The organism is Methylococcus sp. S1M, assembly GCF_051295855.1.
Taxonomy (GTDB): domain Bacteria; phylum Pseudomonadota; class Gammaproteobacteria; order Methylococcales; family Methylococcaceae; genus Methylococcus; species Methylococcus capsulatus.
This window is the reverse complement of record NZ_JBPDXO010000001.1, coordinates 307,843-333,556: the sequence shown is the minus strand read 5'-3', so window position 1 is coordinate 333,556 and position 25,714 is coordinate 307,843. Positions and strand designations below refer to the sequence as shown.

General features: G+C 63.4%; 21 protein-coding genes and 1 pseudogene. 10 read left to right on the top strand and 12 right to left on the bottom strand.

Features of this window, described 5'->3' with window-relative positions:
* Nucleotides 1-22: 22 nt before the first annotated feature.
* The 4 genes from dapD to ACSHWJ_RS01430 form a co-directional block, all read right to left on the bottom strand.
* Entirely contained in the window at nt 23-838 is an 816-nt protein-coding gene (dapD, locus tag ACSHWJ_RS01445; RefSeq protein ID WP_010960766.1) for a 2,3,4,5-tetrahydropyridine-2,6-dicarboxylate N-succinyltransferase, read from the bottom strand.
* 12 nt (nt 839-850) lie between these two features.
* Nucleotides 851-2,047: a succinyldiaminopimelate transaminase gene (gene dapC / locus ACSHWJ_RS01440; protein WP_218797725.1), complete on the bottom strand. Its 1,197-nt coding sequence runs from the start codon at nt 2,045-2,047 to the stop codon at nt 851-853.
* Nucleotides 2,048-2,140: 93 nt separating this feature from the next.
* Complete coding sequence (locus ACSHWJ_RS01435; RefSeq protein ID WP_218797726.1) at nt 2,141-3,406, bottom strand: DUF1552 domain-containing protein; 1,266 nt, start codon at nt 3,404-3,406, stop codon at nt 2,141-2,143.
* A gap of 10 nt (nt 3,407-3,416) precedes the next feature.
* Entirely contained in the window at nt 3,417-7,070 is a 3,654-nt protein-coding gene (locus tag ACSHWJ_RS01430; protein ID WP_256992898.1) for a cellulose binding domain-containing protein, read from the bottom strand.
* A gap of 373 nt (nt 7,071-7,443) precedes the next feature.
* On the opposite strand from ACSHWJ_RS01430, the gene ACSHWJ_RS01425 reads away from it, so the two are divergent.
* Genes ACSHWJ_RS01425 through ACSHWJ_RS01405 form a run of 5 tightly spaced genes read left to right on the top strand, consistent with a single transcriptional unit; the run spans nt 7,444 to nt 11,864 of the window.
* The gene (locus tag ACSHWJ_RS01425; RefSeq protein ID WP_256992899.1) at nt 7,444-8,769 is read left to right on the top strand and encodes an NAD(P)/FAD-dependent oxidoreductase; all 1,326 of its coding nucleotides are present in this window, start codon (nt 7,444-7,446) and stop codon (nt 8,767-8,769) included.
* A gap of 11 nt (nt 8,770-8,780) precedes the next feature.
* A complete protein-coding gene (locus ACSHWJ_RS01420) occupies nt 8,781-9,788 on the top strand; it encodes a hypothetical protein (protein WP_256992900.1) in 1,008 nt (335 codons plus the stop codon).
* Between the two features lie 19 nt (nt 9,789-9,807).
* A complete protein-coding gene (locus ACSHWJ_RS01415; RefSeq protein ID WP_017365653.1) occupies nt 9,808-10,581 on the top strand; it encodes a lysophospholipid acyltransferase family protein in 774 nt (257 codons plus the stop codon).
* 3 nt (nt 10,582-10,584) lie between these two features.
* Nucleotides 10,585-11,352 (top strand): glycosyltransferase family 2 protein, encoded by a 768-nt coding sequence (locus ACSHWJ_RS01410; RefSeq protein ID WP_218797730.1) that lies wholly within the window; start codon nt 10,585-10,587, stop codon nt 11,350-11,352.
* Nucleotides 11,353-11,354: 2 nt separating this feature from the next.
* The gene (locus ACSHWJ_RS01405) at nt 11,355-11,864 is read left to right on the top strand and encodes a nucleoside deaminase (protein WP_017365655.1); all 510 of its coding nucleotides are present in this window, start codon (nt 11,355-11,357) and stop codon (nt 11,862-11,864) included.
* Between the two features lie 26 nt (nt 11,865-11,890).
* On the opposite strand, the gene glcF is transcribed toward ACSHWJ_RS01405, so the two are convergent.
* From glcF to ACSHWJ_RS01380, 5 genes are read right to left on the bottom strand one after another with little or no spacing between them, the layout of a single operon-like run.
* The gene (gene glcF, locus ACSHWJ_RS01400) at nt 11,891-13,099 is read right to left on the bottom strand and encodes a glycolate oxidase subunit GlcF (protein ID WP_218797731.1); all 1,209 of its coding nucleotides are present in this window, start codon (nt 13,097-13,099) and stop codon (nt 11,891-11,893) included.
* Nucleotides 13,100-14,161, bottom strand: a complete 1,062-nt coding sequence (gene glcE, locus ACSHWJ_RS01395) for a glycolate oxidase subunit GlcE (protein ID WP_218800080.1) — start codon at nt 14,159-14,161, stop codon at nt 13,100-13,102.
* An 8-nt stretch (nt 14,162-14,169) separates the two neighbouring features.
* Nucleotides 14,170-15,624, bottom strand: a complete 1,455-nt coding sequence (locus tag ACSHWJ_RS01390; RefSeq protein ID WP_256992903.1) for an FAD-linked oxidase C-terminal domain-containing protein — start codon at nt 15,622-15,624, stop codon at nt 14,170-14,172.
* Between the two features lie 17 nt (nt 15,625-15,641).
* Nucleotides 15,642-16,355 (bottom strand): rhomboid family intramembrane serine protease, encoded by a 714-nt coding sequence (locus ACSHWJ_RS01385; RefSeq protein WP_017365659.1) that lies wholly within the window; start codon nt 16,353-16,355, stop codon nt 15,642-15,644.
* A complete protein-coding gene (locus ACSHWJ_RS01380; RefSeq protein ID WP_218800081.1) occupies nt 16,352-17,254 on the bottom strand; it encodes a hypothetical protein in 903 nt (300 codons plus the stop codon). The genes ACSHWJ_RS01385 and ACSHWJ_RS01380 overlap by 4 nt, the downstream gene beginning before the upstream one ends.
* A gap of 178 nt (nt 17,255-17,432) precedes the next feature.
* On the opposite strand from ACSHWJ_RS01380, the gene soxC reads away from it, so the two are divergent.
* The 3 genes from soxC to ACSHWJ_RS01365 all read left to right on the top strand — a co-directional run bounded on the left by soxC (nt 17,433) and on the right by ACSHWJ_RS01365 (nt 20,929).
* A complete protein-coding gene (gene soxC, locus ACSHWJ_RS01375) occupies nt 17,433-18,692 on the top strand; it encodes a sulfite dehydrogenase (RefSeq protein WP_010960780.1) in 1,260 nt (419 codons plus the stop codon).
* Nucleotides 18,679-19,215, top strand: coding sequence for a c-type cytochrome (locus ACSHWJ_RS01370; protein ID WP_228370307.1), 537 nt, complete (start codon nt 18,679-18,681; stop codon nt 19,213-19,215). Before soxC ends, ACSHWJ_RS01370 begins: the two co-directional genes overlap by 14 nt.
* Nucleotides 19,216-19,369: 154 nt before the next feature.
* A complete protein-coding gene (locus tag ACSHWJ_RS01365) occupies nt 19,370-20,929 on the top strand; it encodes a hypothetical protein (protein WP_432539189.1) in 1,560 nt (519 codons plus the stop codon).
* A 267-nt stretch (nt 20,930-21,196) separates the two neighbouring features.
* On the opposite strand, the pseudogene tnpA reads toward ACSHWJ_RS01365, so the two are convergent.
* Nucleotides 21,197-21,447 (bottom strand): annotated as a pseudogene (tnpA, locus tag ACSHWJ_RS01360) (IS200/IS605 family transposase); the annotation flags it as partial.
* A gap of 296 nt (nt 21,448-21,743) precedes the next feature.
* Nucleotides 21,744-22,019 carry a hypothetical protein gene (locus tag ACSHWJ_RS01355; protein WP_218800082.1) on the bottom strand — a complete coding sequence of 92 codons (276 nt, stop codon included), beginning with the start codon at nt 22,017-22,019 and terminating at the stop codon, nt 21,744-21,746.
* A gap of 50 nt (nt 22,020-22,069) precedes the next feature.
* Here ACSHWJ_RS01355 and ACSHWJ_RS01350 point away from each other — a divergent pair, with 50 nt between their 5' ends.
* Nucleotides 22,070-23,122, top strand: a complete 1,053-nt coding sequence (locus ACSHWJ_RS01350; RefSeq protein ID WP_218797736.1) for a glycosyltransferase family 2 protein — start codon at nt 22,070-22,072, stop codon at nt 23,120-23,122.
* A gap of 15 nt (nt 23,123-23,137) precedes the next feature.
* The gene (locus tag ACSHWJ_RS01345; RefSeq protein ID WP_218797737.1) at nt 23,138-25,237 is read left to right on the top strand and encodes an O-linked N-acetylglucosamine transferase family protein; all 2,100 of its coding nucleotides are present in this window, start codon (nt 23,138-23,140) and stop codon (nt 25,235-25,237) included.
* Here the strand turns inward: ACSHWJ_RS01345 and ACSHWJ_RS01340 are convergent.
* On the bottom strand, nt 25,226-25,642 hold the full coding sequence (locus ACSHWJ_RS01340; RefSeq protein WP_010960785.1) for a pilin: 417 nt from the start codon (nt 25,640-25,642) through the stop codon (nt 25,226-25,228). The genes ACSHWJ_RS01345 and ACSHWJ_RS01340 overlap by 12 nt on opposite strands.
* Nucleotides 25,643-25,714 lie beyond the last annotated feature (72 nt).

Sequence of the window (25,714 nt, the reverse complement as noted above, 5' to 3'; positions counted from 1 at the left end):
CGATTCGTTTGTTGTTGGATACTCAGTCTCTGAGCAGCTCGTTGATACCGACCTTGCCGCGGGTCTTCTCATCCACCTGTTTGATGATCACCGCACAATACAGGCTGTGACTGCCGTCCCTGGCCGGCAGGTTGCCGGACACCACGACGGAGCCGGCGGGCACCCGACCGTAGCTGATCTCGCCGGTCATCCGGTTGTAGATCTTGGTGCTCTGACCGATGTAGACGCCCATGGAGATCACCGACCCCTCTTCCACGATGACGCCTTCCACGATTTCGGAACGCGCGCCGATGAAGCAGTTGTCCTCGATGATGGTCGGGCCCGCCTGCAGCGGTTCCAGCACGCCGCCGATGCCGACGCCGCCGGAGAGGTGGACATTCTTGCCGATCTGGGCGCAGGAGCCCACCGTGGCCCAGGTGTCGACCATGGTGCCGGAATCGACGTAAGCACCGATGTTGACGTAGGACGGCATCAGGATGACACCGGGCGCGATGTAGGCGCCACGGCGGACGGCGGCGGGCGGGACCACGCGCACGCCGGCGGCGCGGAACTCCTCCGGCCCGAAGCCACCGAACTTGGGTTCCACCTTGTCGAAATAGCGCGTCTCGCCGCCGTCCATCACGCGGTTGTCGTTGATGCGGAAGGAGAGCAGCACCGCCTTCTTGAGCCACTGGTTGACCACCCAGCCGCCGTCTTTCTTCTCGGCGACGCGGGCCGCGCCGCTGTCCAACAGCCGCAGTGCCTCTGCCACCGCCTCACGCACTTCGGCACCCACCGTGCCCGGGCTGATCTGCGCACGATTCTCGAAAGCTTCGTTGATGATGTTTTCCAAAGACATGTGATCGCTGACTCAAAGGGTTTGAATGAACTGCTTGATACGGTGCGCCGCCACGACACACTCCTCCAAAGGAGCGACCAAGGCGATGCGGACGTGGCCCGTGCCCGGATCGACGCCGCCACTCGGGCGGGACAGGAAGCGCCCCGGCAGCACCGTGACATTCTGTGCCTCGAACAGGCCGGCGGCAAATGCAGTGTCGTCGATGGGGGTGCGCAGCCAGAGATAAAACCCCGCCGAAGGCACGGTCAGGTCGAGGACGTCTCCCAGCACGGTGGCAACCGCATCGAACTTCCGCCGATAAAGCGCCCGGTTCTCGCGCACGTGGATTTCGTCGGCCCAGGCGCGTTCGCTGGCCTTTTGTACGGTAAGCGGCATGGCGCAGCCATGGTAGGTCCGGTACAACAGGAAACGGCCCAGGATGTCGGCATCGCCGGCGACGAATCCCGAACGCAGGCCGGGTGCGTTGGACCGTTTGGACAGGGAATGAAACACCACGCAGCGGCGGAATTCGGTATTACCCATGGCGGCCGCGGTCTGGAGCAAACCCGCCGGCGGATCGGCCTCGTCGGCGTACAGCTCCGAATAGCATTCGTCCGATGCCACGATGAAATCGTATCTTTCCGCCAGTTCCAACAACCGCCGCTGCTGGTCGCCCCCCATCACCGCGCCGGTGGGATTGCCGGGGGAGCAGATATACACCAGCCGGCAGCGCCGCCACACCGTTTCCGGCACCGCATCGAAATCCGGCAGGAATCCCGACTCGGCCGTGGTATTGAGGAAGAAAGGTTCCGCCCCGGCCAGGATCGCCGCGCCCTCGTAGATCTGATAGAACGGATTCGGCATCAGCACGAGAGGCTGTTCCGCCGGGTCGATCACGGCCTGGGCGAAGGCGAACAACGCTTCCCGGGTGCCGTTGACCGGCAGCACCTGCCGCTCAGGGTCTACCCCGCCCTCTCCCAGGTCGAACCGCCGTTCCAGCCATTGCGCGATGCAGCGGCGCAATTCCGGGCCACCCTTGGTGGTCGGATAGGAGGCCAGACCGTGCAGGTGCTGCAGCAGAGCCTCGGCGATGAAATGCGGCGTCGGATGCTGGGGCTCGCCGATGGACATCGCAATGTGAGGTTTGTCCGCCGGCGGCAGCCGGCCTCGCTTGAGATCCGCCAGCTTCTCGAAAGGATAAGGGTGCAGGCTGGCGAGCTTGGGATTCATGTCGGGAAGAATGGAGGGCGCCGTCTTCGTTGAAAAGGGCCGCAAGTATAAGTCATGGCACCCGCTTTCTTCCAGAATCGGTCCGCGCCGGCTTCAGCCGGACAGACCGGACAGGGGACCTGGCGAGCTGTCCTGGTCCCCGAAACTGTTGATGTTCACCCCCATGAACCGCGCGATCGACACCAAGAGTTTATTGTGCGGAACGCCGCCGAACTTCAGACTGCGCCCGGTCGCCATGCCGCCGGCTGCGCCGCCTGCCAGGATGAAGGGCATGTCATCATGGTTGTGCCAGCTGCCGTTGGCGAGACAGCTGCCGTGGAAAACCAGGGTGTTGTCCAGGAGGGTTCCGCCGCCGTCAGGCGTGGCTTGCAACCGTTCGATCAGACGCGCGAAGCGCTCCATGTACCAGGCCTTGATGGTCACGAAGTCCTGTCCCGCTTCGTGCGACGCGCCGTGGCAAGTCATCGGGCTGCCGGCTTCCTTGATTACGTTGTCGTGCACCGAGTTGTTCCACTTGAGGGTGACGACCCGGGTCAGATCGCAGGCCAGGGCGTGTATCGCCACGTCCGTGTGGAGATCGGCGATCGTCCCCATCCGGCCGGCGTCCATGAACTCCGGATTCTGCCACAGCGCCGTACGCGTCACCCGGAAGCCGGTCGGATTGAAATTCCATGCGGGGCAACTTCCGGCCGCCGCCGACTGCAGCTTCTGCTCCAGCTCGCGCAAGGCGTCCAGATGGGTGTCCAGCTTGACCTTTTCCGTCGTACCCAGCCGGGCGCGCAGGGCGTTCAGTTCGCTCAGCGAATGATCCAGGGCACTGATACGGCGCTGGGCCCGCGCGCTGTCGCCGGCGCTGGCGCCGAACAGCGAGTCGAACGCCGCCAGGGGATTCATTTCGGGTACGACGGGAACGCCGTTGTTGTCGTAGGTGATGTGCTTGTCGGTGTAGATCGGGACGATGTTCAGGTTCAAATGTGGCCGTATCGTCTGGGTCTTGAAGACCTGGCCCAGGTAGTGGTCCAGCGATACTCCCAGCGTGCTGTTCTGCCCCCCCGTACCGGTCAGCAGCTTGATGACACCCCCCTCGTGGGTACCGCCGGGACCGACCATGTTCAGCCCGCTCAGGAAGATGCAGTGCTGGCGCACCCGTTCCAGCGGTTGGGTCATGGCCGGCAGCGTGAAATCGGTGCCGGTGCCCTGCGCGTGCCACTGGGCCGGGATGGCGCCATCCGGAGTGTAGACGAAGATCACCCGACGCGGGCTGGAGCCCGCCCCCTGTGCCAGCCGCGCGAAGCTCAGGCTGAGTCCGGTGGCCCCGGCCAGTTTGAGAAAGTCCCTGCGTTTGATCGAGAGATTCATTGCATTCTCCTTATTGATCGGCACGGCGCACGGTGAAGCCGGGTGCGTTGACGATGCCGAGCAGCATGGTCTGCAGGTTATGGCCGTTGGCCGAATAGGTCTGCAGGAAACTGTCGAGGGCGCAGCTGTCGGACGATGCCTCCCGTCTGCCGGTGGCAAATCGGTAGTACTGGCGCGCCGCGCACTGCGCCGCGGTCGGGCTGGCCGCGATTTTCCGGCTGAGGTCGGGGAGATCGGTGAAGCTCAGCTCCTCGGTGGGCGTGAACGTCTCCAGGCCGCGCAGGACGCCGCTGGCATCGATGGCCTGTCCGTTTTCGGATGCCCTGAAGATGCCGGCGCCGTCGTAGTTCTCGAAGCCGAAGCCCGGTCCGTCCAGGTACTGGTGGCAGCCGTAGCAGCTGGTATTGGACTTGCTGTGGAACTCGAAGCGCTGCCGCGTCGTCGCATTCGGATCCGGCTGCGGCGCCTGGATGAAGCCCGCGTTGGCCGGCAGCGGCAAATCGCGGCAAAGCAGGCGCTTGTACAGGAAACCACCGCGCTTGAACGGATGCGACTCGTTGCTGTTGGCATAGCGCGACAGCACCGCGCCGAGCGTGAGGATGCCGGTGCGGGTTCCGTCGCTCACCGTCACCGGCGCGAATCCGCTGCCCCCCGGACGGCCGAGCCCGTAGTAGTCCGCCAGGGTGTCGTCGACGACGACGTAGTTCGCGGTGAACAGCTCCGGAAAGCTCTGGGTGGACTCGAAGGCGACGTGATCGAAGAAGCCGATCAGTTCTTCGGACATTGCGGACCTGACCGCGGCGTCATACCGCGGATACACCGCCTGGTCCTTCTCCGGCAGCGTGTACGGGCTGGTACCCAGCAGCCACTGGCCGACGAAATGGCCCACCCGGTTGCGGCTGCGCGGCAGGCTCAACAGGCGCGAGGCCTGGGCGATGCGCTGGTCGGGCGTGTCCAGCAGGTTCTGGTCCGCGGCACTGACCAGTTCGCCGTCGGGCAGCGACCCCAGGAACAGATAGGAAAGGGCGCTCGCCGTTTCGTACGGCGTCAGCTTGTACGTCCCGTCCGCCTGCACCTCTCCCAGCTCGGAACGGTAGAGGAAATTCGGCGAAACCAGCATATGGGTGATGGTCGCCTCCACGCCTTCCCGGAATGAGCCCTGCCCGAACAGCGCAGCGTAGGCGTCGGCCTCTTCCGGGGTCAATGGCCGCCGGTAGGCGCGCTTGCCGAAAGCTTCGACGAACCGACGGGCACAGGCCGCATCCTGCTGTGTGCACGGCAGCAGTGCGTTCCAGTTTTGCTGCACCGCCTTTGCGGCGAGGGCTTCGGCCTGGGTCAGGAAAGCCTCGAGGCGAATGCTCGTCACCAGGTTGGTTGCGACATTGTTGTCGAAGCCATCCACGCGGTTTTCCTCCGGCAGGAGATGCACCAGGTTTTCGGACAGGCCGAGCAGGTCGTTGACCGTGTTCTGGTATTCCTGGCGGGTGAGCAGGCGCAATGCCCGTCCACCGGGCGGCGGGCTGCCGGCGCAGGCGTTGCCGCCGCCTCCGCCGCCTCCCGAAGCGGCGGCGGCAAGCACCTCGATGATGTACTTGGCGGTACCCGCCGCGCAGTTGCTGACGCAGTTCGCAGGCTTGGACGGGGGCATGCGGACGCGGATGATCTCGGTGAGCGTCGCGAGCTGGTCGGCCGTGAAATGGACCAGCGGCTTGTTGGTGAAGCCTCCCTTGCCGTCCTTCCCGTGGCAGCTGGCACAGCCCTGTTTCTGGTACTGCGACTCGCCGTACTTGAGCAAGGTCGGCAAGGAAGCGGATGCCGTCGCGGGCGGGCTGTTTCCCACCGCGTTGAAGGCATAGACCCGGTACTCGTAGTCGTTCCCCATGGCCACCGTGCCGTCGCCGAAGGACGGAACACCGGCGGCCGTTTCGGCCACGAGAGCCCAGTCGACACCGGCGGCGGTGCGGCGCTCGATCCGGAAACCCTGGGCGAATGCGTCGGCCGCCGTCCAAACCAGGTTGACGACCGCGTTGTCGGCCACGGTGGCGGACAGACCGGCCGGTGTCCCCGGCGCCACCGGCACCGGGGTCGGCGTGGGGGTGCCGCCGCCCGTGGTGGTGGCGCAAGCGGCACCATTCAGCGTCAGCACGCCGGGTACGGCGTTGGTGCCCGAATGGCTGCCGTTGAAACCGAACTCGATGGAAGCGCCGCTTGCGATCTGGCGATTCCAGCCGGCGGGCGTCACCGCGACCTGGGGGCCGGTCTGGAGGTACTGGCCGTTCCACATTCCCGTCACGGTTTGGCCGCTGGGCATGGTCCAGGCGACCGTCCAGCCGTCCAGGGCGGTGCCGTTGTTTCTGACTTTCACGTTGGCAGTGAATCCATCATTCCATTGCGCCGTCACCTGGTAGTCGGCCTGACACGGTCCGGTCGGCGCAGGCGTAGGGCTGGGGCTGGAAGTCGGCGCCGGTGTCGGCGTGGGCGCCGGACTCGGGCTCGCGGGCGGTGCCGGGCTGGGCGTCGGCGTCGGGATGGGGCTCGGCGTAGCGGTCGGCGCGGGCGTCGGGGACGGCGCAACCGTGACCAGCGCACAGGCGACACCATTGAGGCTCAGGCTCGAAGGTGCGCGGTTGGCACCGGCGTGGCTGCCGTTGAAGCCGAACTCGATGTTCGAACCCGTGGCAAGGTCCCTGTTCCAGTCGAGATGGCCGACTTCCACATGGGACCCGCTCTGGGCGAACCGACCGTTCCAGGAATTCGTGACCCGCTGGCCATCGGGCATATCCCAGACGACCGTCCACCCCGCCAGCGGGTCCCCATCGTTTCTGATCCGGACGTTGGCCGTGAAGCCGGTGTTCCACTGATCGGAAATCTGATAGGTGGCTTCGCAGGACGCCGGTCTCGGCGAGGGCGGGGGCGTGATCACGGCCATCGTGCATTTCACGCCGTTGACGCTCAGGCTCGCGGGCGTACGGTTCCTGCCGGTGTGGCTGCCGTTGAAACCGAACTCGATGTTCGAACCCGGGGGAATGTCCTTGTTCCAATCCAGGTTGCCGACGTCGACGTGTGCGCCCGTCTGGACGAAGCGGCCGTTCCAGGAATTCGTGATCTCCTGGCCGTCGGGCATCTCCCAGGCGACGTTCCAGCCCGCCAGCGCAGGGCCGTCGTTCCGGATCTTCACTTCGGCGGTAAACCCGCTGTTCCACTGTTCGGAAACCCGATAACTGGCTTCGCATGTCTCCGCGGCGGTCGCGGCAGTGGCTACAGCCGGGGACACCGTCCCGGCGCACCGCGTTCCGTTCAGGGCGATGTCCACCGGAATCCGGTTGCTCCCCTTGTGGCTCGCCTGGAAGCCGAACTCGATGACCTCGCCGGCGGCCACTTTACGGTTCGACGCATTGTTCTTCACGCTGACGGCCCCCTTCTTCCGAACGTATTTGCCGTTCCGGAGCCGAGTGATCTTCTGGCCTTCGGGCATGGTCCAGGTCACGGTCCAGCCATCGACCGCGTCACCCTGATTGACGATCCGTACCGTCACCTTGAAACCGGATGCGGTCTGATTCTCCACGACGTAATCCGCGCTGCAGGATACGGCCGCCCACGCCGCGCCGCAGAACAGGCCCCCCAGGCAGAGCCCCCCCGCCCAAAGCCAAAGGTACTTTTTCATCTTCATCGGTTCCTTCATCATCCAAGGGTATTCCGGTTCGGCGCACGAGTCGCGAAGACGGCCTGCGCCGGCGCCCGGACGGACTGCCTACGTGTCAGCAAAGATCACACCGCCGTTCCCGGTCCAAACGACGATCCTTCCCGTCCGGTAAATCTAGTTCAACCCGGAAAAACCGGGCGAACCCCGGCGCGGGAGAATCTAACCCTCGGCAAACCCGGAGAATTGGAAAAATCTGACACCCGCCCGGATCACGGTGACGCGGGCAGCGGGCACCGGCCGGCACGATCGCCCTGGGCGATCGTAGTTCGCCCGCCGAATCGTTGAAGCTATAATGTCCTGCCGGCCGTCACCCATCCGATCCCGATCTGTCCCGATGAACGCGAGTCCCGAATCCACGCCCCCTCGATCCACCGGCTGTGATGTGCTGGTCATAGGCGGGGGACCCGCCGGGTCTACGGTTGCCGCCCTGCTGGCCGAGCGCGGTTACCGCACGGTCGTGCTGGAAAAATGCCGCCATCCCCGCTTCCACATCGGCGAATCCCTGCTGCCGGCCAACCTCCCCTTGCTGGAACGATTGGGGGTCAAAGAGGAAGTCGAGCGCATCGGCATGTACAAACCCGGCGCGGAATTCGTGTCGCCCGATCACGACGGGACACTCATCTTCGAATTCGCCGACGCCTGGGACAAATCCATGCCATATGCTTACCAGGTGCGGCGATCGGAGTTCGACCACATCCTCGTCCGCAATGCGGTGAAGCGCGGCGCGGAAGTCCTGGAGGGCTGGCGCGCCACGGACATTCGGTTTCTGGCCGACGGACGGGGCGCGGAGGTCGATGCCCAGGACGACGACGGCCGGAGCCGGCGCTGGCAGGCGCGCTTCGTGGTCGATGCTTCCGGCCGTGACACTTTCATCGCCAACCGGCTGAAGCTCAAGCAGCGCAACCGGAAACACAGCAGCGCTGCGGTCTATGGCCATTTCGCCAACGCGCGCCGCTTGAACGGCCGTCACGAGGGCAGCATCTCGGTGTTCTGGTTCGAACATGGATGGTTCTGGTTCATTCCGCTGGCCGACGGGACGACCAGCGTGGGCGCGGTGACCTGGCCCTATTACATGAAACGCAGGAACAAGCCGCTGCGCGAATTCTTCCTCGACACGATCGCATCGTGCCCTGCCCTTGCCGAACGCTTGAGCGCCGCCGAACTGGTTTCGGAGGTGCAGGCCACTGGCAATTTCTCCTATGTGTCCACCCGGACGCACGGCGAGTCCTATTTGTTGATCGGCGACGCCTTCGCTTTCATCGACCCGGTGTTCTCGTCCGGCGTTCTGTTCGCCATGCAGGGCGGAGTGACCGCCGCCGAGACGGTGGATGCCTGCCTGCGCCAGCCAGGACGGGCGGCTGCGGCGCTCCAGCGCTTCGATCGGCGGATGCGACATGGCCCGCGCGAGTTTTCCTGGTTCATCTACCGGATGACCGACCCGACGATGCGGGAGCTGTTCATGGCACCGCAGAACGTGCTGCGCATGAAGGAAGCTCTGCTCTCGTTGCTGGCGGGCGACATCTTCGGCCGCACGCCGATATGGTTTTCGCTGTATGCCTTCAAGGCGGTCTATTACCTCAACAGTCTGTGGCATTTCCGCCGCACACTGGAAGCGCGGCGGCGGCGCAGCCTGAACATCCAGGACGTCGATCTCGCCTGATGTTCCCGGCCATGGTTACGCCGACGGACGGCATGCTGGCAGTCCTTTACCTGCGGCAAGCCGAACTGCCGGCCGTGCTCGACCTGATCGGGGAGCGAGGCCTCGGCGCCGTCGCCTTCGGAGCAGCGCCGCCGGCCACACTCCCCCCTTCGCTTCCCCGGTTGGGGATCGCGATGCCCCAGAGGCTGCCGGCCGAGCCGCTGGTCGAGATTTGGTTGGGCGTTTCCCGTGCGACCCGGGGCAGGACCGGAGCCATCGACTGGGCCTGCGACGGGCTCCACCTGTTCGGAAGCTTGCAGACCGAGGCGGGTGCGGACATCCGCGGCGCGACGGGGCGCGCCTATGATGCCCTGTTCCAGTTGCTGGAACGGCACGGCTACCCCCACCTCGTGCGGGTCTGGAACTACTTTCCGGGCATCAACCGGGAGGAATCGGAGCTGGAACGTTACCGGCAGTTCAACATCGGGCGGCAGGAGGCATTTCTCCGGGCCAACCGGCCGGTTTCCGGTGCTTTGCCGGCCGCCTGCGCGCTCGGTACGCACGCCGGCCCGCTGGTGGTCTATTTCGTCGCTGCGCGTATACCGGCGTTCCCCATCGAAAACCCGCGCCAGCTCAGCGCATATCGCTATCCCCCGGCCTATGGGCCACGCAGCCCGAGTTTCTCCCGTGCGACGCTGCTGCGACCGGCCAATCGGACCGCGGTTTTCATTTCCGGCACGGCGAGCATCCTTGGCCATGAGAGTGTGCATCCCGGCGACGCTGCCGCGCAGACCCGCGAAACGTTGATGAACCTCACGGCCCTGGTCGAAACCCTGAACCGGGAGTCCGGCGGCGCCGGCTTCGGCTGGAAGGATTTCCGCTACAAAGTCTATGTCCGGCCCGGCTGCCCGCTGGAACCGATACAATGTGAACTCGCAGCGATGCTACCGGTGGCGGATGACGTCCCGTTCGTGGAGGCCGAGATCTGCCGCCGCGAACTGCTGGTCGAGATCGAGGCCTTCGGAAGCAGAACACCTTGAGAAATCCAGGAGAACCGACTTGAGCCGTTTGATCCGCCCGGTGAGGACGCTGTACGAATACACCGCGCTGTACCTGGGACTGTTGCTTTACGCCTCCATGTCTCTCGCCTGGATCGGCATCGCCGTGCTGCTCTACCCGTTGCTGCCTGAACGACTGGGGCGGCCGGTCGGCCGGTATGGGATCATGTACGGCTGGCGAATCTTCTTCGGCATCATGCATGCGGCTGGCGCTTTCCGCTTCGATACCGCGGAACTGGAAGCCCTGCGCAAGGACACGCCGCTGCTGCTGGTGGCCAACCATCCCAGCCTGCTCGACGCCGTGATCGTCGCCTCGCGCCTGCCGGACCTGGTCTGCATCATGAAGGCGAACCTGAACGACAACATTTTTCTGGGCGCCGGCGCCCGCCTGGCCCGCTACATCCGCAACGATTCCGGCCATGGCATGATCAAGGCCGCCGTCGCAGAGCTGCGGAAAGGCGGACAACTGTTGGTCTTCCCCGAAGGCACCCGCACCGCGGAGCCGCCGGTCGGCCGGTTCAAAGGGGGAGCCGCCTTGATCGCCCGCCATGCCGGCGTGCCGGTGCAGACGCTGATCGTGGAAACCGATTCCCCTTTCCTGAGCAAGCGTTGGCCGGTTTACGCAAGACCCCGCCTGCCGATCCGCTTCCGCATCCGGCTGGGTCTGAGATTCGATCCCCCCGACGACCCCGTGGCCTTCACCCATGCGCTGGAAGCCTATTACGCACGGGAACTCGCCGGCGTTTCCACCCCGCCCTTCGAAACCGGTTCCTGAGACATGAATACGCCCTCCCGTACCCACCTGGTCATCATTCCCAGTTACAACCCCGGCCCCAAGGTCTACGAAACCGTCCAGGCGGCCCGCCGGTACTGGAATCCGGTCTGGGTCGTGGTGGACGGCAGCACGGACGGCACCTGGGAAGGGCTGCTGAAACTTTCGGCGGAAGACAGCGGACTGGTGGTGCTGGGAATGCCGGCCAACCGCGGCAAAGGCGCGGCCGTGCTGCGGGGATTGCTGACCAGCCGCCGCAAAGGGTTCACCCACGCCCTGGTCATGGATTCCGACGGGCAGCATCCCGCCGACCGGATTCCGGAATTCATGGCACGCTCGCAGGAAGAACCGGACGCCATGATCCTGGGCGTGCCGGTGTTCGACGACTCCGCCCCCTCCCTGCGCGTGAAAGGCCGCCGCATTTCCAACTGGTGGGCGAACCTGGAGACGCTCTGGTGCGGGATCGGCGACTCATTGTTCGGTTTCCGCGTCTACCCCATCCAGGCGCTATGCGTGATCATGCAGGATCATCAATGGATGCGGCGCTTCGATTTCGACCCGGAAGCCGCCGTCCGGCTCTGCTGGGCCGGTATCCGGCCGGTCAATCTGCCGGTGCCGGTCTATTACCCCAAGCCCGAAGAGGGCGGCACCTCGCACTTCCATTACTGGCGCGACAACGCCCTCCTCACCTGGATGCACGTCCGTCTGATGTTCGGCTTTCTGGCGCGGCTGCCGATCCTGCTCGCCAGAATCGTCCGGCGTCCGGAAATCTGAGGGTGGGAGGGACCGACGTGCGCACCAGCGTTTCTCCCGGCGAACAGGACCGGGCGTACATGCGGCTGGCAATCCAGACGATGCGGCGTGCCGGCATCGTCGACCGAACCGGCGGCCCCTTCGGAGCAGTCATCGTGCGCGGCGGACAGGTGCTCGCCGTCGCCGGCAACAGCGTGATCCGCGACAACGATCCGACGGCACATGCGGAAATCAACGCCATCCGCGAAGCCTGCCGCCGAATCGGCAGCTACGACCTTTCCGGCGCCGTGCTGTACAGCAGTTGCGAATGCTGCCCGATGTGTTACGCGTCGGCTTACTGGGCCCGGATCGACCAAATCTACTATGCCGCCTCCTGGCACGACTACGAAGACCTGTTCGACGACTCCCGGATCCATGAGGACATCGTCAAATCCTATGCCGAACGGCATTTGGCACCGCAGCAGCTCATGCGGGAGGAAGCGCTCGAGGTCTGGCGGGAGTTTCGGGCTCTGCCCAACGGGGCGAGGTACTGACAGCCCGCCGGACACCATGGAGCCGGTCAACACCGGTCCAGCAATTCCACCCAATGCCGCACCGGCCGCCGGGCACCGGACGCGAGCTGCAACAGGCAGCCGATGTTGGCCGTCGCGATCACTTCGGGTCCGCCGGCTTCCAGGTTTCTCAGCTTGTCGTCCCGCAACCGCGACGACAGCTCCGGCTGCAACAGGGAATAAGTGCCGGCGGAGCCGCAGCAGAGGGCGGCATCCGCGACCGGAGTCAATTCGAATCCCAGTCTCTGCAACAGGGACTCGACCACACCGTCGAGGCGCTGACCATGCTGAAGGGTGCAAGGCGAGTGAAAGGCAATCCGCTGGGGGGCGAGCGGCGCCAGGGGAGTCCAGTCCTCGGCGGCGACGACCTCGCCCAGATCACGCGCCAGCGCGGACACCCGCGCCGCTTTTTCCGCGTAGGCCGGATCGCGGCTCAGCAGTTCGCCGTATTCCTTCACCATCAGGCCGCAACCGCTGGCAGTGATGACGACGGCCTCGGCGCCTGCCTCGATGGCGGGCCACCAGGCGTCGATGTTGCGGCGCATGAAGTCCAGCCCCTCCTCATGGGCGCCGAGGTGGTAGCTCAAGGCGCCGCAGCAGCCGCTTGCCGGGACCCGGATCAGCGATATCCCCAAGCGGTCCAGCACCCGCGCCGCGGCCGCGTCGATGGACGGCGCCAGGACGGGCTGGACGCAGCCGCCCAGGGCCAGCATGGTGCGCCGATGGCGGACCGGTGGCCAAGACGGCGTGCCCGAAGCAGGCGGCAGCTTGTTCCGCAAGACGGCTGGCAGCAACGGCATCGACCGGCGGGCCAGGCCGACCCAAGGCGCGAACCTGGCCGGGTACGGCAGGATCATCCGCAACGACTTGCGCTCGAGCCTCTCGATGGCCGGCCTCGGCGCCCGCTCCTCGACGATGCCGCGGGCAATGTCGGCGAGCCGGCCATAGCGCACGCCGGACGGACAGGCGCTTTCGCAGGCACGGCAGCCCAGGCAGCGGTCCAGGTGGCTTCTGGTGCGCTCGGTCACCGGTTCGCCTTCCAGCATCGCTTTGATCAGGTAGATCCGGCCGCGCGGGCCGTCGCGTTCGTCGCCGAGTAACCGGTAGGTCGGACAGGCTGCCGTGCAGAAACCGCAATGGACACAGGCAGCGAGGATCGCCTCGGCCTCCTCCCCTTCAGGCGTGCCGCCGAACTGCGGATCGATGCGGGTGAGCATTCAAAAAACCTCTGGCAACAGTCCACGGTTGAGAATCCCTGCCGGATCGAAGGCCGCCTTCACCCGCCGGTGCAGGGCGGCCAGCGCCGGGGCCAGAGGGGCGCTGCGCATCGCCGGAGGATTGGCGCTCCGAAACAAGCGGGCATGCCCGCCGGCGGCCTGAGCGGCGGCAAGTACCTCGGCCGGACCCGCGTCTGTGCGCAGCCAGCGCTGGGCGCCGCCCCAGTCGATGAGCCAGCTGCCGGACAGGTCGCCGGTGTCCGCGGCCGGCGGCAGCGATAGCCGCCAGAGGTCGCCCTCGCCGGCGAAGAAGCCGTGTGTCTGCTCGCGCAGGCCGTTCCATACCGCATCCCCCTCGCCCGCCCGATCCCCGCCGATACGGCGGACAGCAGTGGAAACCGCCTGCTCCGGCCCCGCCAGGCGCAGGTGCAGCCGCCCGTCCCAGGCCAGGCCGGTGACCGGCAGGCCGCTGCCGCCCCAGCGGATCATCCGTTCACGGCCTTCCGCGAACGGGCATTCGAAACACAGCGTGATTTCGCACTCCGGCCGGGGCAGCACCTTCACCGAGATTTCCAGCAGCAGTCCCAGCGTCCCGAGCGCGCCGGCCATCAGGCGGGAAACGTCGAAACCGGCGACGTTCTTCATGACCTGGCCGCCGAACGACAACACCTCCCCTCGCCCGTTGACGATCCGGCAACCCAGTACCGCGTCGCGCACGCTGCCGGACCAGGGACGGCGCGGTCCGGACAATCCGCAGGCCACGGTCCCTCCCCAGGTCGCGCCGGAACCGAAATGCGGCGGCTCGAAGCCCAGCATCTGGCCGGATTCCGCCAGCACCGCCTCGATCGCGGCGAGCGCCGTGCCGCTGCGGGCCGTGAGCACCAGTTCGGTGGGTTCGTAATGGACGATGCCGGTGTGGGTCCGGGTCGACAGCGGCTGGCCCGCGCAGGGCCCGGCATAGAACTCCTTGCTGCCGCTGCCTCGAATCCGCAATGGCCCGCCCTGGGCACAGGCTTCTGCCACCCGCCCCGCCAGACTTTCCGAGTCGTCCTGGCTATGCATGGTGGCCGTCAGAACCGCTCCAGTTCGGGGTGGGGGAGGCGGCCGCCGTGCACGTGCATCCGGCCGAGTTCGGCGCAGCGCATCAGCGTCGGCACGGCCTTGCCGGGATTGAGCAGCCCGCCGGCGTCGAAGGCCGCCTTCAACGCGTGAAACTGCCGCAGCTCCGGCGCGCCGAACTGGACACACATCGGACCGAGCTTCTCGATGCCGACCCCGTGCTCGCCGGTCACGGTTCCGCCGACCTCGACGCAGAGGGTGAGGATTTCCTCCCCCAGCGCCTCGGCGCGCTCCAGTTCGCCGGGATGGGAGGCATCGTAGAGGATCAGGGGATGCAGGTTCCCGTCGCCGGCATGGAAGACGTTGCCCACGGCCAAGCCGAATTGCTCCGAAAGCTCGCCTATCCGCCCCAGCACTTCCGCCAGCCGCTTCCTGGGAATCGTCCCGTCGATGCAGTAATAATCCGGAGCGATCCGTCCGACCGCCGGGAAAGCCGCCTTGCGCCCGGCCCAGAACTTCCGGCGCTCGGCTTCGTCACGGGCTTCGCGTACTTCGGTCGCGCCGTGCGACTCCAGCACCCGGCGTACCCGGGCGATCTCGGCTTCGACCTGCTCGGCCATGCCGTCCATTTCGCACAGCACGACGGCCGCCGCGTCGATCGGGTAGCCGGCGTGGACGAAGTTCTCCGTCGCTCGAAGTGTGAGGTTGTCCATCATCTCCAGCCCGGCCGGCACCAGCCCCGCCCCGATCACGGCGGCCACGGCATCGCCAGCCGCCTCGATGCTGCTGAACGCCGCGAGCAATGTCCGGGCCGTTTCCGGCACCGGCAGCAGCTTGACGACGACCTCGACGATCACGCCGAGCAAGCCCTCCGAGCCGTTGATCAGGGCGAGCAGATCGTAGCCGGGACCGTCCAACCCCAGCGAACCCAGTGTCAGCGGTTCGCCTTCGACGGTCAGCAGACTGACTTGCAGCACATTGTGCACGGTCAAGCCGTACTTCAGGCAATGCACCCCGCCGGAATTCTCCGCCACGTTGCCGCCGATGGTGCAGGCCACCTGAGAGGAGGGGTCCGGAGCGTAATACAGGCCGAAAGGCGCCGCCGCCTCGGAGATGGCGAGGTTGCGGACGCCCGGCTGCACCCGGGCCATGCGGTTGGCGGGATCGATTTCCAGGATACGGTCGAACTTGGCCAGGCTCAGCAGCACGCCGTCAGCCACGGGCAAGGCACCGCCGGAAAGACCGGTTCCGGCCCCCCGGGCCACGACCGGCACGTTCTGCGAATGGCACAGACGCAGCACCGCCCGGACCTGTTCCACGGTTTCCGGCAGCACGGCGATCCAAGGCAGGACGGTGTAGGCAGCAAGCGCATCGCATTCGAAGGGCCTCAGATCCTCCGGGTCGCTCAACAGGGCCTCCTCCGGGAGGACACGCTTCAACTCGCGGAGAAAGGCCGCCCGTTCCACGCTTCGTTCCGGAAGACTCACGCGCGCCCCCGGCGCAAGCCGGTCTCTTCCGGCGGTTCGCGTTCCGGCAGCAGGAACAGGCGGTGCGTGAGCACCCCGATGATGAATCCGCCCAGGTGTCCCCACCACGCCACGTCCGAATACGGCGCATGGCTGGCGAAACCAGTGGTCGCCTTGTAAAGCTGGAAGATGACCCAGGCACCGAGAAAAGCGATCGCCGGCACGGTGACGAACAGCGGCAGGAAGAATACCCAGACCACCAGCCTGGCGTACGGATACAGAAAGAAATAGGCCCCCATGACGCCGGCGATGGCGCCGGACGCCCCCACGGCAGGGACCGTCGACTGTGGGTTGAAATAGACCTGGAGCCCCGCTGCCACCACGCCGCACAACAGATAGAAGAACAGGAACCGCACCCCGCCCATGCGGTCCTCGATGTTATCGCCGAAGATCCAGAGCAGCCACATGTTGCCGACCAGATGGAACCAGCTCCCATGCAGGAACATGCTCGTGATGAAAGGGCTGTATTCGTCGGGCGGGAAGCCCGCCGTCACCGCCCAGTCCGGGAATCCATAGCGCGCCGGCACCAGTCCGTGCAGGGTGAGCAGCGCCTGCAACGCCCTGGGCGGCAGCGTTTGCGTGTAACCATGAACCGCGAGATTGCACACCATCAGGCTCCACGTCACCCAGGGCGTATAGCGGCAGGGGATGGTATCGCGGTAGGGAATCACGCCGCCCCGCTCTCCGCTGCGGGCAAGCGGCGGAAATTCGCCAGCGCATCGGCGGCGCCCAGTACCGCCAGCCCGACGGCGCCGAACTGGGGCACGAAAACCAGGGCGAGATACGGCGGCAACCAGCCCGTCCAGCCGATGCCGCGCTGGGCCACCACACCGTGGACCACCGCCAGCCCCTGGAACGCATATATCATGATGCCCACCAGCAGGATGTGCATTTCGAGCGCAGGACGTAGGAAATGCACGAGCAGCAGCAATGCCACCACCGCCGCCAGGGCGGTGCGGGGCAGGCGGAGGCGCTGGAATTCCGGTCCGAACTGGTCCGGGTTATAGAGCAGCGATTGCCACCAGCGGGCCAGGAGCAGCGTCAGAAACGCGCTGGCGCCGACCAGGAGCGGGATGAGACCATTCATCAGCACCAGTGTGCCATTCTCCTCGAAGCCCTGGACGGTCGCACCCTTGACCCCCTTCACGGCATGCTGCAGCCAGCCTTTCCAGAACGCCGCGGCATCGCCGGAGATCAGCTCTATGGCGATGGCTCCGGCCATGCACACCGCGCCGATGAACAGCAGCGGAGGACCTTGCCGCCCGTCACGACGCAGCAGGGCTGCCGCACCCAGCACCAGCGGACCGATCAGGACGAGCAAGGGCAGTTCCAGGCCCGGCCGCGGCGGGAAAAGATAGCCGCAGACCGTGATCGGCACGGCGACCGCCAGAGCCAGAACCACTCCCTTCACCGCGCCCTGGCGCAGACCGACCAGGCCGATCGCGGCCGCGCAGAACGACGCGGCGGGGAGAAAATACAGGGACAATGCGCCCAACAGGCTCGCGACGAGGAAGGCAAGCCCCTCCCCCCGCATGATCAGCCCGGCGAAGTCCCGCATGACCTCTCGCATATTCAAGACCTCCGTTTCGTTGTTATGGACTTAAGTTAACTTAGCCGGCGGGCAATAAAAACCCCGGCACGAGTGGGATATCCGACGCCGTGGCGCCGCGGTTGGAATTTTGTAAGACTGTAGACGACGAGATGCGGAGTACCGCGCGCACCCTGGCCCTACGAAACGAAAGCCCGACATGAAGCCTTTCATCGAACCGGAAACCCTTCCTTCCGCAATCCCCAGTTCGGGGCCGGACCGCCGGCGCTTCCTGAAAGCGGGGCTGGCCGTCACCGGCGCCGCCCTGACCGGTGGCGTCCGGGCGGCGCCGCCGCCTTGGATGACGCGGCCCGGCGCCCCGCTTTCCAATTACGGCCAGCCCTCGCCGCACGAACGCGCCGTCATCCGCTGGGTCGCGGCCAATCCCGATGCGCCGGGGAACGGCATTTCCTGGACACCGCTGGAACGTCTGGAAGGCATCATCACCCCCAGCGGCTTGCACTTCGAGCGCCACCACAACGGCGTGCCGCAAATCGATCCCGCCGTCCATCGCCTGGTCGTGCACGGACTGGTTGTCAAGTCCTCGAGTTTCGGCATCGACGACCTCCTGCGCTACCCGCAGACCTCGCGCCAGTGTTTCGTCGAATGCGGTGGCAACGGCAATGCCGGCTGGCACCTGGAGCCGATGCAAGCCCCGGCCGGTAACGTCCACGGCCTTGCTTCCTGCAGCGAATGGACTGGCGTACCGCTGGCTACCGTGTTGGAGGAATGTGGCCTGCAACCGAACGCCAAATGGCTGATCGCGGAAGGCGCCGATGCCGCGGCGATGAACGTCAGCATTCCCCTGGAAAAGGCGCTGGACGATGCCCTGCTCGCCCTGTACCAGAACGGCGAGCGCCTGCGGCCGGAGAACGGTTATCCACTGCGGCTCATCCTGCCCGGCTGGGAAGGCGTCACCAACGTCAAATGGTTGCACCGCCTGCAGCTTGCGGAGCAGCCCGCGATGGCCCGTAACGAAACCGCGAAATACACCGAGCTGCTGCCCTCCGGCCAGGCCCGGCAGTTCAGTTTCGTCATGGAGGCCAAGTCGCTCATCACCCGTCCCTCCGCCGGCCAGTCCTTGCCCGGCCCCGGCTTGCACCCGATCTCCGGGCTGGCCTGGAGCGGCCGGGGCGCGATCCGACGGGTGGAAGTTTCGGCCGATGGCGGCAAGACCTGGCAGGACGCGGCGCTCGACCCGCCCGTGCTGCCCAAGTGCTTCACCCGCTTCCGCCTGCCCTGGCGCTGGGACGGCTCGCCTGCCGTACTCAAGAGCCGGGCCACCGACGAAACCGGCTATGTCCAGCCCGAACGCCAGACCCTGATCGCCGAGCGCGGGCGCCACGGCTACTTCCACTACAATGCGATCGTATCCTGGGCCGTCGCCGCCGATGGGAGCGTCAGCCATGTCTATGCGTGAGGGTAGCCTCGCTCTGTTCATCGCGCTGGCCGGCACTCCTGCACTGAGCGCCCCCGAGGGCCCGCGCCTGGGCCAACCCCTGGAGCCGGCCGCGATCTCCGCCTTGGACATCACCGTCTTCCCCGACGGCACCGGCCTTCCGCCAGGCCAGGGCACGGCGGTCGAAGGCAAGGCCGTTTACGAAGCCAGATGCGCCGCCTGCCACGGCCCGAACGGCAGAGGCGGCAGCGCCGAGGAGCTGGCCGGAGGCCGGAATCCCCTGACCAGCGTCGAGCCCGACAAGACCATCGGCACTTACTGGCCCTATGCCAGCACCGTGTTCGACTTCATCCGCCGTTCCATGCCGCTGGACGCACCGCGGTCACTGAGCGACGACGAGACTTATGCCCTCACCGCCTACCTGCTCCACGCCAACGGTATCATTGGCGAACGTGATCCGATCAACGCCTCGACGTTACCGAAAATACGCATGCCGAACGCCGCCGGCTTCGTTTGGGCCTATCCCGAACGGCAACCCCGCTGAGACTCCGATCGAAACGACCATGCAGTTCCCCGAAGATCAGTCCCCCCGCGACCGCGAATCGATCTCCATCCACGCCGGTCCGATCCGGCAATGGCTGGATGCCAATATCCTCGAACTCGGCCGCTAGATCCGCCTCAGTTACCTGCCCCCGCTCATGGTCTACCTGGCCGCCGGCATTTCGGGACTGACCGGCATCGTCGGCACCTTCTTCGTCAAGGAATATCTGGGGCTTTCGGCCGAATTCCTCGCCTCGCTCGGCTTCTGGGCCATGCTGCCCTGGGCGATGAAGATGCCCATGGGGCACCTGGTCGATCTACTCTGGCGCCACAAGGGACGGCTGATCTATTTCGGCGCGGGACTCGTCGCCCTGAGTCTCCTCATCATGATCGGCTTGCTCGCCAAACCGGCGGCGATGCGGGAAATCATGTCGCCCGAAAGCTGGTATGTGCTCTCCGTTCTGCTGGCGCCGATGGGCTATGTCATCCAGGACACGGTGGCCGACGCCATGACCGTGGAAGCCGTACCCCGCGTGGATGAGGAAGGCAACGCCATTCCCGACGAACAACTCAAACTGGCCCACACCACCATGCAGACCTTGGGACGTGTCGCCATCATCGGCGGCACCCTGCTGGTCGCCGCGGTCAACGTGTTCATGTTCAGTGGTGTGGAAAACATGGACATCGACCAGAAAAAAGGAATCTACCTCGAAATCTATCGGCTGGCCCTCGTCATCCCCGCCGTTTCCGTCGCCGGTGTCTGGCTGTCCGCGATGGTCCGCAATCGTGACGCCCGGCGCCTCGCCGCCCAGGGATTCGAACTGGACGCGATCGAAAAAATGCAGAGCGCGCATGTCGAAACGCCGGAGGTGAACTGGTGGATACTCGGCGGCAGTCTCGCCTTCCTGGCGTTCTCCGTCGTCATGGGACTGGCCGATTTCAAATTCAGCGCCGAAATCGTCTTCGCCGGCTCCATGGGCATAGTGCTGTTCCTGATGCGGCAGCTCACCCGCGACATCGCCCCCGACGCCCGCCTCGAACTCTTCGGCACGGCCGCCGTTATCTTCGTGTTCCGCGCCGTTCCCACCAGCGGCGCCGGCTCCACCTGGTGGATGATCGACGAACTCGGCTTCGACCAACAGTTCCTTTCCAAGCTGTCTCTACTGGCTAGCGCGCTGGCGCTGCTCGGCATGTTCGTCTTCCGCCGCTTCATGGCCGAACGCTCGGTGATCTATGTGTTCGGCGCGCTCACCGTCGCCGGCGCCCTGCTCTACCTGCCAAACATCGCCATGTTCTACGGCTTTCATCACTGGACCTCGGCGCTCACCCACGGCCTGATCGACGCCCGTGCCATCGCCCTGATCGACACCGCACTCGAATCGCCTCTCGGCCAGATCGCCATGATCCCGATGCTGACCTGGATCGCCCGCTCGGCCCCCCCGGCGCTCAAGGCCACCTACTTTGCCGTCATGGCTGCCTTCACCAACCTGGCGCTGTCACTCTCGCAGCTCGGCACGAAATATCTGAACCAGGTATTCACCGTGACCCGCCAAATAACGGACGGTGTCACCGGCGCCATCAAAGTCCCGGCCGACTACAGCCAGCTCGGCGAGTTGTACATCAGCGTCACATTGCTCGGACTGATTCTTCCACTCGCCACGATCTACCTGGTGCAGCGCCATGCGCCGCGGCTTGCGCGACAGGAGGCGCGAAACTGAAGCCACTCTGGGAGAGCCTGGTCATCCCACCACGCGCAACCGGATGAAGAGACCGTGTCGCGGGAACTGCCGAACCGGGCGGCGTCGTTTCTTCGCAAGGCCTCGGCCGAACCCGCCCGCTCGTCACGGTGTTTCACGCCGTTCAGGAGGATCTCCCGAGCGCGGGCCGCTCTCCATGAAGAAGACCCGCGCTCCGCAAAGGCACCGGTCATGGACACGGATTCGGGGATTGGTTAAATCAACCCCGGCAAAGCCGGAGGCTCATAATTTTCGGGCAATTTGAATCGCACTCTTACCCTCGATGTAACCCACCACGTTCGACACCGCGTACTGATGCTGATGCTCCTATGCACGTGGTCCGCCATCAGATGACCCTCCACGATCTTCGAATCCGCGTGCCCGGCAAACCCATGGAACAGCTTGCCCAAATGCCGCTTCAGCGCCCCAAAAAGCCGCTTCTTCCGTCTCTCCGGAATGAATACCACGTGATATTTACAATCCCATCGGGTGTGAGACAAACTCTGTTAGTCCTTCATCGTGGACCTCTATCTCTTGGCCGAGATTTCAGGTTCACGAAGACCGCTGCAAAGGTCCAACCCCGTGAGCCCCCGGCAGAGCCGGGGGCTTGCCTCAATGAGTTACACACGAGAAAGCCACCTCATAGCCTTGGATGAAATTCTGGCTATACTCGAAATCTAAAAGTCTTACAAAGCCAAAAGCGGTACAACACTGTATGCAGACGGGCGGGGGCATTAGCCCAGCCCGCGGCTAACCATTGCCGTTGGACAATCCCTTGCCAAAAATAAAATCACGATTACAGAACAAGGAAAATCGTATGAACAGACAACCTGAAGACTTCGATCCGCTCTCTACGGCCGGCCAACGCTGCGGTCACGCCTTTGGCATGAGACACTTTCAGGTTGTCGGGACCGCTGTCGCCGACCAAACGCTCACTGAATCCGGCGTACAAATCGGTGTTCATGGCCTCCGCCCGCGCAATTTCCTTCCAAAATGATTGCATCCGCAGCGCCTGCCGACGCATTCCGTCCCGGACTTCACGGGGTGATTTCCGGGCATCCACTCTTGCCATGCCCAATGTCGCATCACTGACCGCTATTTGATAGCCTGGTTGATAACCATATGCTTTTGGTCAAAATAATAAAGAATATTTTCAATGAAAAATCAAAATATTTCGGGACCAGCCAATGCAAGGTAAGCGTCCTTATACCAGCTTACAATCATGAGCTGTATGTGGAAGAAACCGTGAGAAGCATCTGGGACCAGAACTACCAAAATTTCGAGATAGTCGCCGTCGACGACGCGTCAGGCGACGACACCTTTGCCATTTTAGAGGGGCTTAGGAAAATTTCGCCCATACCTATGAGGGTGTATAAAAACGAGGTGAATCGCGGCCCTGCATTCACCCTGAACCGAGCGGCCTCGATGGCGAGCGGAGATCTATTCATCCCTTTTTCTTCAGATGACCTGTTTTTGCCTGGCAGAATAGAGAGGCAAGTTGATATATTGAAAAATAATAGCGACATATATATTTTATATTGCAATGGACATGGTTTGGACGACTCCACGAACACGAGAAAAGGCGTGTGTCATACGCCACATGCGATTGAGCTTCTGCAAAAGGATGCCAAAGATGTTTACCTATATCTTATAACACATAAGAATTGTATTTTCGTCCATACCTCCATGATCAGACGCAGCCTTTTTGAAGCTGTGGGCGGCTATGACGAAACGATGCTGGCCGAAGACTGGAGCCTCAATGTAAAGATTTTTCGTTATTTGTCTGCACTCCCGGATAAGCACCATGCCTTCTGCGATGAACCTGTCTTTGAATACAGGGTTCATGCTGCTCAAAACTCTCGAAATGATAAACGTCAACTTGAATCCAAATGGAGAATGATAGAGCGATATACGCCTGATCATCTGAAGCTTCAGGCGAGTAACAATATCATTCTGGGACATCTCGACGCCCCTTGGTGCCGTTTGACCGATACGGAACGCACTGAACAGCTTGTCAAACTTGTAAGGTTCCATGCGTCTCTGGGTGAGTGGTCGTCTGTACTGAGGCTTTGCTCCAGGTATGTTCGTTTATATCCAGACAATGAAGACCTGCGATTCCTGAAAACTGCCGCCGAGAATCATGTACATTCAAACACCGATGCAGCGCCGCATTAGGCCATCGAGGCGGATATGATATTTTGGCGCCTCTTGCAGGAATTTGCATCTACGACCATCCATGGAACCAAAGGTATTTGCCATGCCGAGGAATTAATAGAGAAAGGACAGATAGATAAGGCGGAACAAGCCGTTCTGGCCCTGCTTGAGCGCAAGCCCAACGACGCAAATATATTGCATCTTGCCGGAGTTGTCGCTCTTCGAAAAGGACAGAACTCGCGGGCTGTCGCCTTGATTTCCAAGGCACTCGAATACGCGCCCAATGAGAGCCTTTATTATTTTAACCTGGGCAACGCATACCTTGCAGACGGTGCCATCGATCTCGGCATTCAGGCTCTGCAGGATGCCACGCGGCTTGATCCGGAGCGTATTGAGGCATGGATGAACCTCGGGCTGGCGCTGGTAGAAGCGAAACGTCATCCCGAAGCCGTGGCCGCGTTCGAACGGCTGCTGGAAATTGATCCCGATCATGAGGCCGACGTCGCTTTCGCTTCTGCCCTCGTAGGCGCGGGGATCATGCTCAAAGAGTCGGCGATGGTGGATCGGGGAATCTCGGTACTCGAGTCGAAACTCAGGGACGGCTATGAACGCTATGCGGCGGGGGTCATTCTGGCCCGGGCGCTGGAGCACCGGAATCGGCTCAGTGAGGCCATCCGGCAACACCAGGCGTTGCTGGAAGCAAATCCCGAACACATCGGAATCCGCAATAATCTCGCTCGCTGTTTGGTTCAGCTCGGGCGCGTAGAGGAAGCCCGAACACACTATCGGTTGTGCGTGAAGTCGGCACCAGACAAATACCATGCATTTTCGGCATTGCTCGCCGGCCTGAATTATGAACCCAATTTGACGGCTGCGAGGCACGAAGCTGAAGTGCGAAACTGGGAAAAACAACTGGCCTTATCCCATTATCCGGTCGAGCCGGAATTTCCGAACGAGCGCGATCCGGAGCGTCCCCTCAAGATAGGATATCTATCGCCGGACCTCAGACAGCACGTCGTCGGCCACAATTTCCTGCCTGTACTCGAGCACCGGAACCGCGAGCGGTTCTCGGTCTTTTGTTATCACATCGGGGAAAAGCAAGACGACATGAGCCGCAGGATTGCTGCACTTGCGGATCACTGGCGCCATGTTCATGGCGCTTCCGACGATGAAGTGGCTGCGCTCATCCGTGAGGACCGTGTCGATATTCTCGTGGACTTGTCAGGGCATACCTCCCATACCCAGCCCTTGGTTTTTGCCCGTAAACCAGCGCCAGTCCAGGTGAGCTGGCTCGGCTATTTCGATACCACGGGGCTGGCCACGATGGATTGGTTCATCACCGATCCGTATTCATCCCCTCCTGATCAAAAACAGTATTTCTCCGAAAGGCTGTACCGTATGCCGCATACTCGTCTTTATTACCATCCTTATCCCGACATGCCGGAGGTGGGGCAACTACCTGCGAAGCGGAACGGTTACATCACCTTCGGTTGTCTGAACAATTTGGCAAAGATCAACACCGAGGTACTCGACCTCTGGGCACAAATTCTGGCGGCGTCGCCGACCAGCCGCTTGCTCATTCAGACGGTCGCGCTGTGCGACAGGCTCAATCTCGAGAGGTTTCGCGCTCTTTGTGTCGAACGAGGCTTAGACCCGGCGCGGCTGGAACTTCGGCCCGCAACTTCTCTGGAAAAGTTCGCACAGACCTATCACGAAATCGACATTGCACTCGATCCCTTCCCCTTTTGCGGCGGTTTCACCAGTTTCGACGCATTGTGGATGGGGGTGCCGGTGATCACATTGGAACAGCAACGACTGGCAGGTCGTCAGACGCTCAGTATGTTGATGAATCTAGGATTGCCGCACCTTATCGCCAGCAATAAAACCGACTATGTATCCATTGCGCTCGAACTCAGCCGTGATTCGTCAGAAATCGAGCAATTGAGATCGGAACTCCGGTCCCGTTTTCTCCAATCCCCATTGATCGACCATTGCCGGTTTACACGGGAACTGGAGAAAGCATATCGCTTCTTTTGGAGTCACTGGTGTACCGAGAAAAAACAAAGTTCCGCGCGGAAAGGGATAAGCGCCCCGATGGACGCTTATCCAAGCCGTCGCCAAATATCAGCGACATGAACCAGGAACATATCTAGCCGGAGCGCCGGTGCACGACCAGACCGCCGATCCCAGCGTACTATTCCAACTGGGGGTCAAGGTGATACTCACGGCTGCGCCCACGCTGTCAGTGGCAGTACTTCCCTGTATCACGATCGTTCCGTTGTCGCCAACGTCGCTGCCTGTTGCTATCTTGCCCCCAATCGCAACCGTCATGCTCGTTCCTGAGCCGGTACATGTACCAGCCAGCTGGCACTTTTCGGTGATATCCGTCCTGAATTTGCTGCCGGCAAGAATCAATTCCGACACTTTCGCCCGGACCGTATAGTCCTGATAGGCAGGCAGAGCGACCGCTGCCAGGACACCGATGATCGCCACGACGATCATCAGCTCGATCAGTGTAAAACCTTTCTGTAGCGCTTTCATATCATCTCCTTGTTTTAATCACCACCTGCGGGATTAGTGGCTTGCACCACTTGCATAAACATAGCAGAGACT

Excerpts from the sequence above, each read along its gene's own strand:
- ACSHWJ_RS01435 (WP_218797726.1), bottom strand. The coding sequence starts at position 3,406 with ATGAATCTCTCGATCAAACGCAGGGACTTTCTCAAACTGGCCGGGGCC.
- soxC (WP_010960780.1), top strand. The coding sequence starts at position 17,433 with ATGAAGCCTTTCATCGAACCGGAAACCCTTCCTTCCGCAATCCCCAGT.
- ACSHWJ_RS01370 (WP_228370307.1), top strand. The coding sequence starts at position 18,679 with ATGTCTATGCGTGAGGGTAGCCTCGCTCTGTTCATCGCGCTGGCCGGC.
- ACSHWJ_RS01410 (WP_218797730.1), top strand. The coding sequence starts at position 10,585 with ATGAATACGCCCTCCCGTACCCACCTGGTCATCATTCCCAGTTACAAC.
- ACSHWJ_RS01420 (WP_256992900.1), top strand. The coding sequence starts at position 8,781 with ATGGTTACGCCGACGGACGGCATGCTGGCAGTCCTTTACCTGCGGCAA.
- ACSHWJ_RS01365 (WP_432539189.1), top strand. The coding sequence starts at position 19,370 with ATGGTCTACCTGGCCGCCGGCATTTCGGGACTGACCGGCATCGTCGGC.
- glcE (WP_218800080.1), bottom strand. The coding sequence starts at position 14,161 with ATGCATAGCCAGGACGACTCGGAAAGTCTGGCGGGGCGGGTGGCAGAA.
- ACSHWJ_RS01430 (WP_256992898.1), bottom strand. The coding sequence starts at position 7,070 with ATGAAAAAGTACCTTTGGCTTTGGGCGGGGGGGCTCTGCCTGGGGGGC.
- ACSHWJ_RS01345 (WP_218797737.1), top strand. The coding sequence starts at position 23,138 with ATGATATTTTGGCGCCTCTTGCAGGAATTTGCATCTACGACCATCCAT.
- ACSHWJ_RS01425 (WP_256992899.1), top strand. The coding sequence starts at position 7,444 with ATGAACGCGAGTCCCGAATCCACGCCCCCTCGATCCACCGGCTGTGAT.
- dapC (WP_218797725.1), bottom strand. The coding sequence starts at position 2,047 with ATGAATCCCAAGCTCGCCAGCCTGCACCCTTATCCTTTCGAGAAGCTG.
- ACSHWJ_RS01380 (WP_218800081.1), bottom strand. The coding sequence starts at position 17,254 with ATGCGAGAGGTCATGCGGGACTTCGCCGGGCTGATCATGCGGGGGGAG.
- ACSHWJ_RS01355 (WP_218800082.1), bottom strand. The coding sequence starts at position 22,019 with ATGGCAAGAGTGGATGCCCGGAAATCACCCCGTGAAGTCCGGGACGGA.
- ACSHWJ_RS01350 (WP_218797736.1), top strand. The coding sequence starts at position 22,070 with ATGCTTTTGGTCAAAATAATAAAGAATATTTTCAATGAAAAATCAAAA.
- ACSHWJ_RS01340 (WP_010960785.1), bottom strand. The coding sequence starts at position 25,642 with ATGAAAGCGCTACAGAAAGGTTTTACACTGATCGAGCTGATGATCGTC.
- dapD (WP_010960766.1), bottom strand. The coding sequence starts at position 838 with ATGTCTTTGGAAAACATCATCAACGAAGCTTTCGAGAATCGTGCGCAG.
- glcF (WP_218797731.1), bottom strand. The coding sequence starts at position 13,099 with ATGCTCACCCGCATCGATCCGCAGTTCGGCGGCACGCCTGAAGGGGAG.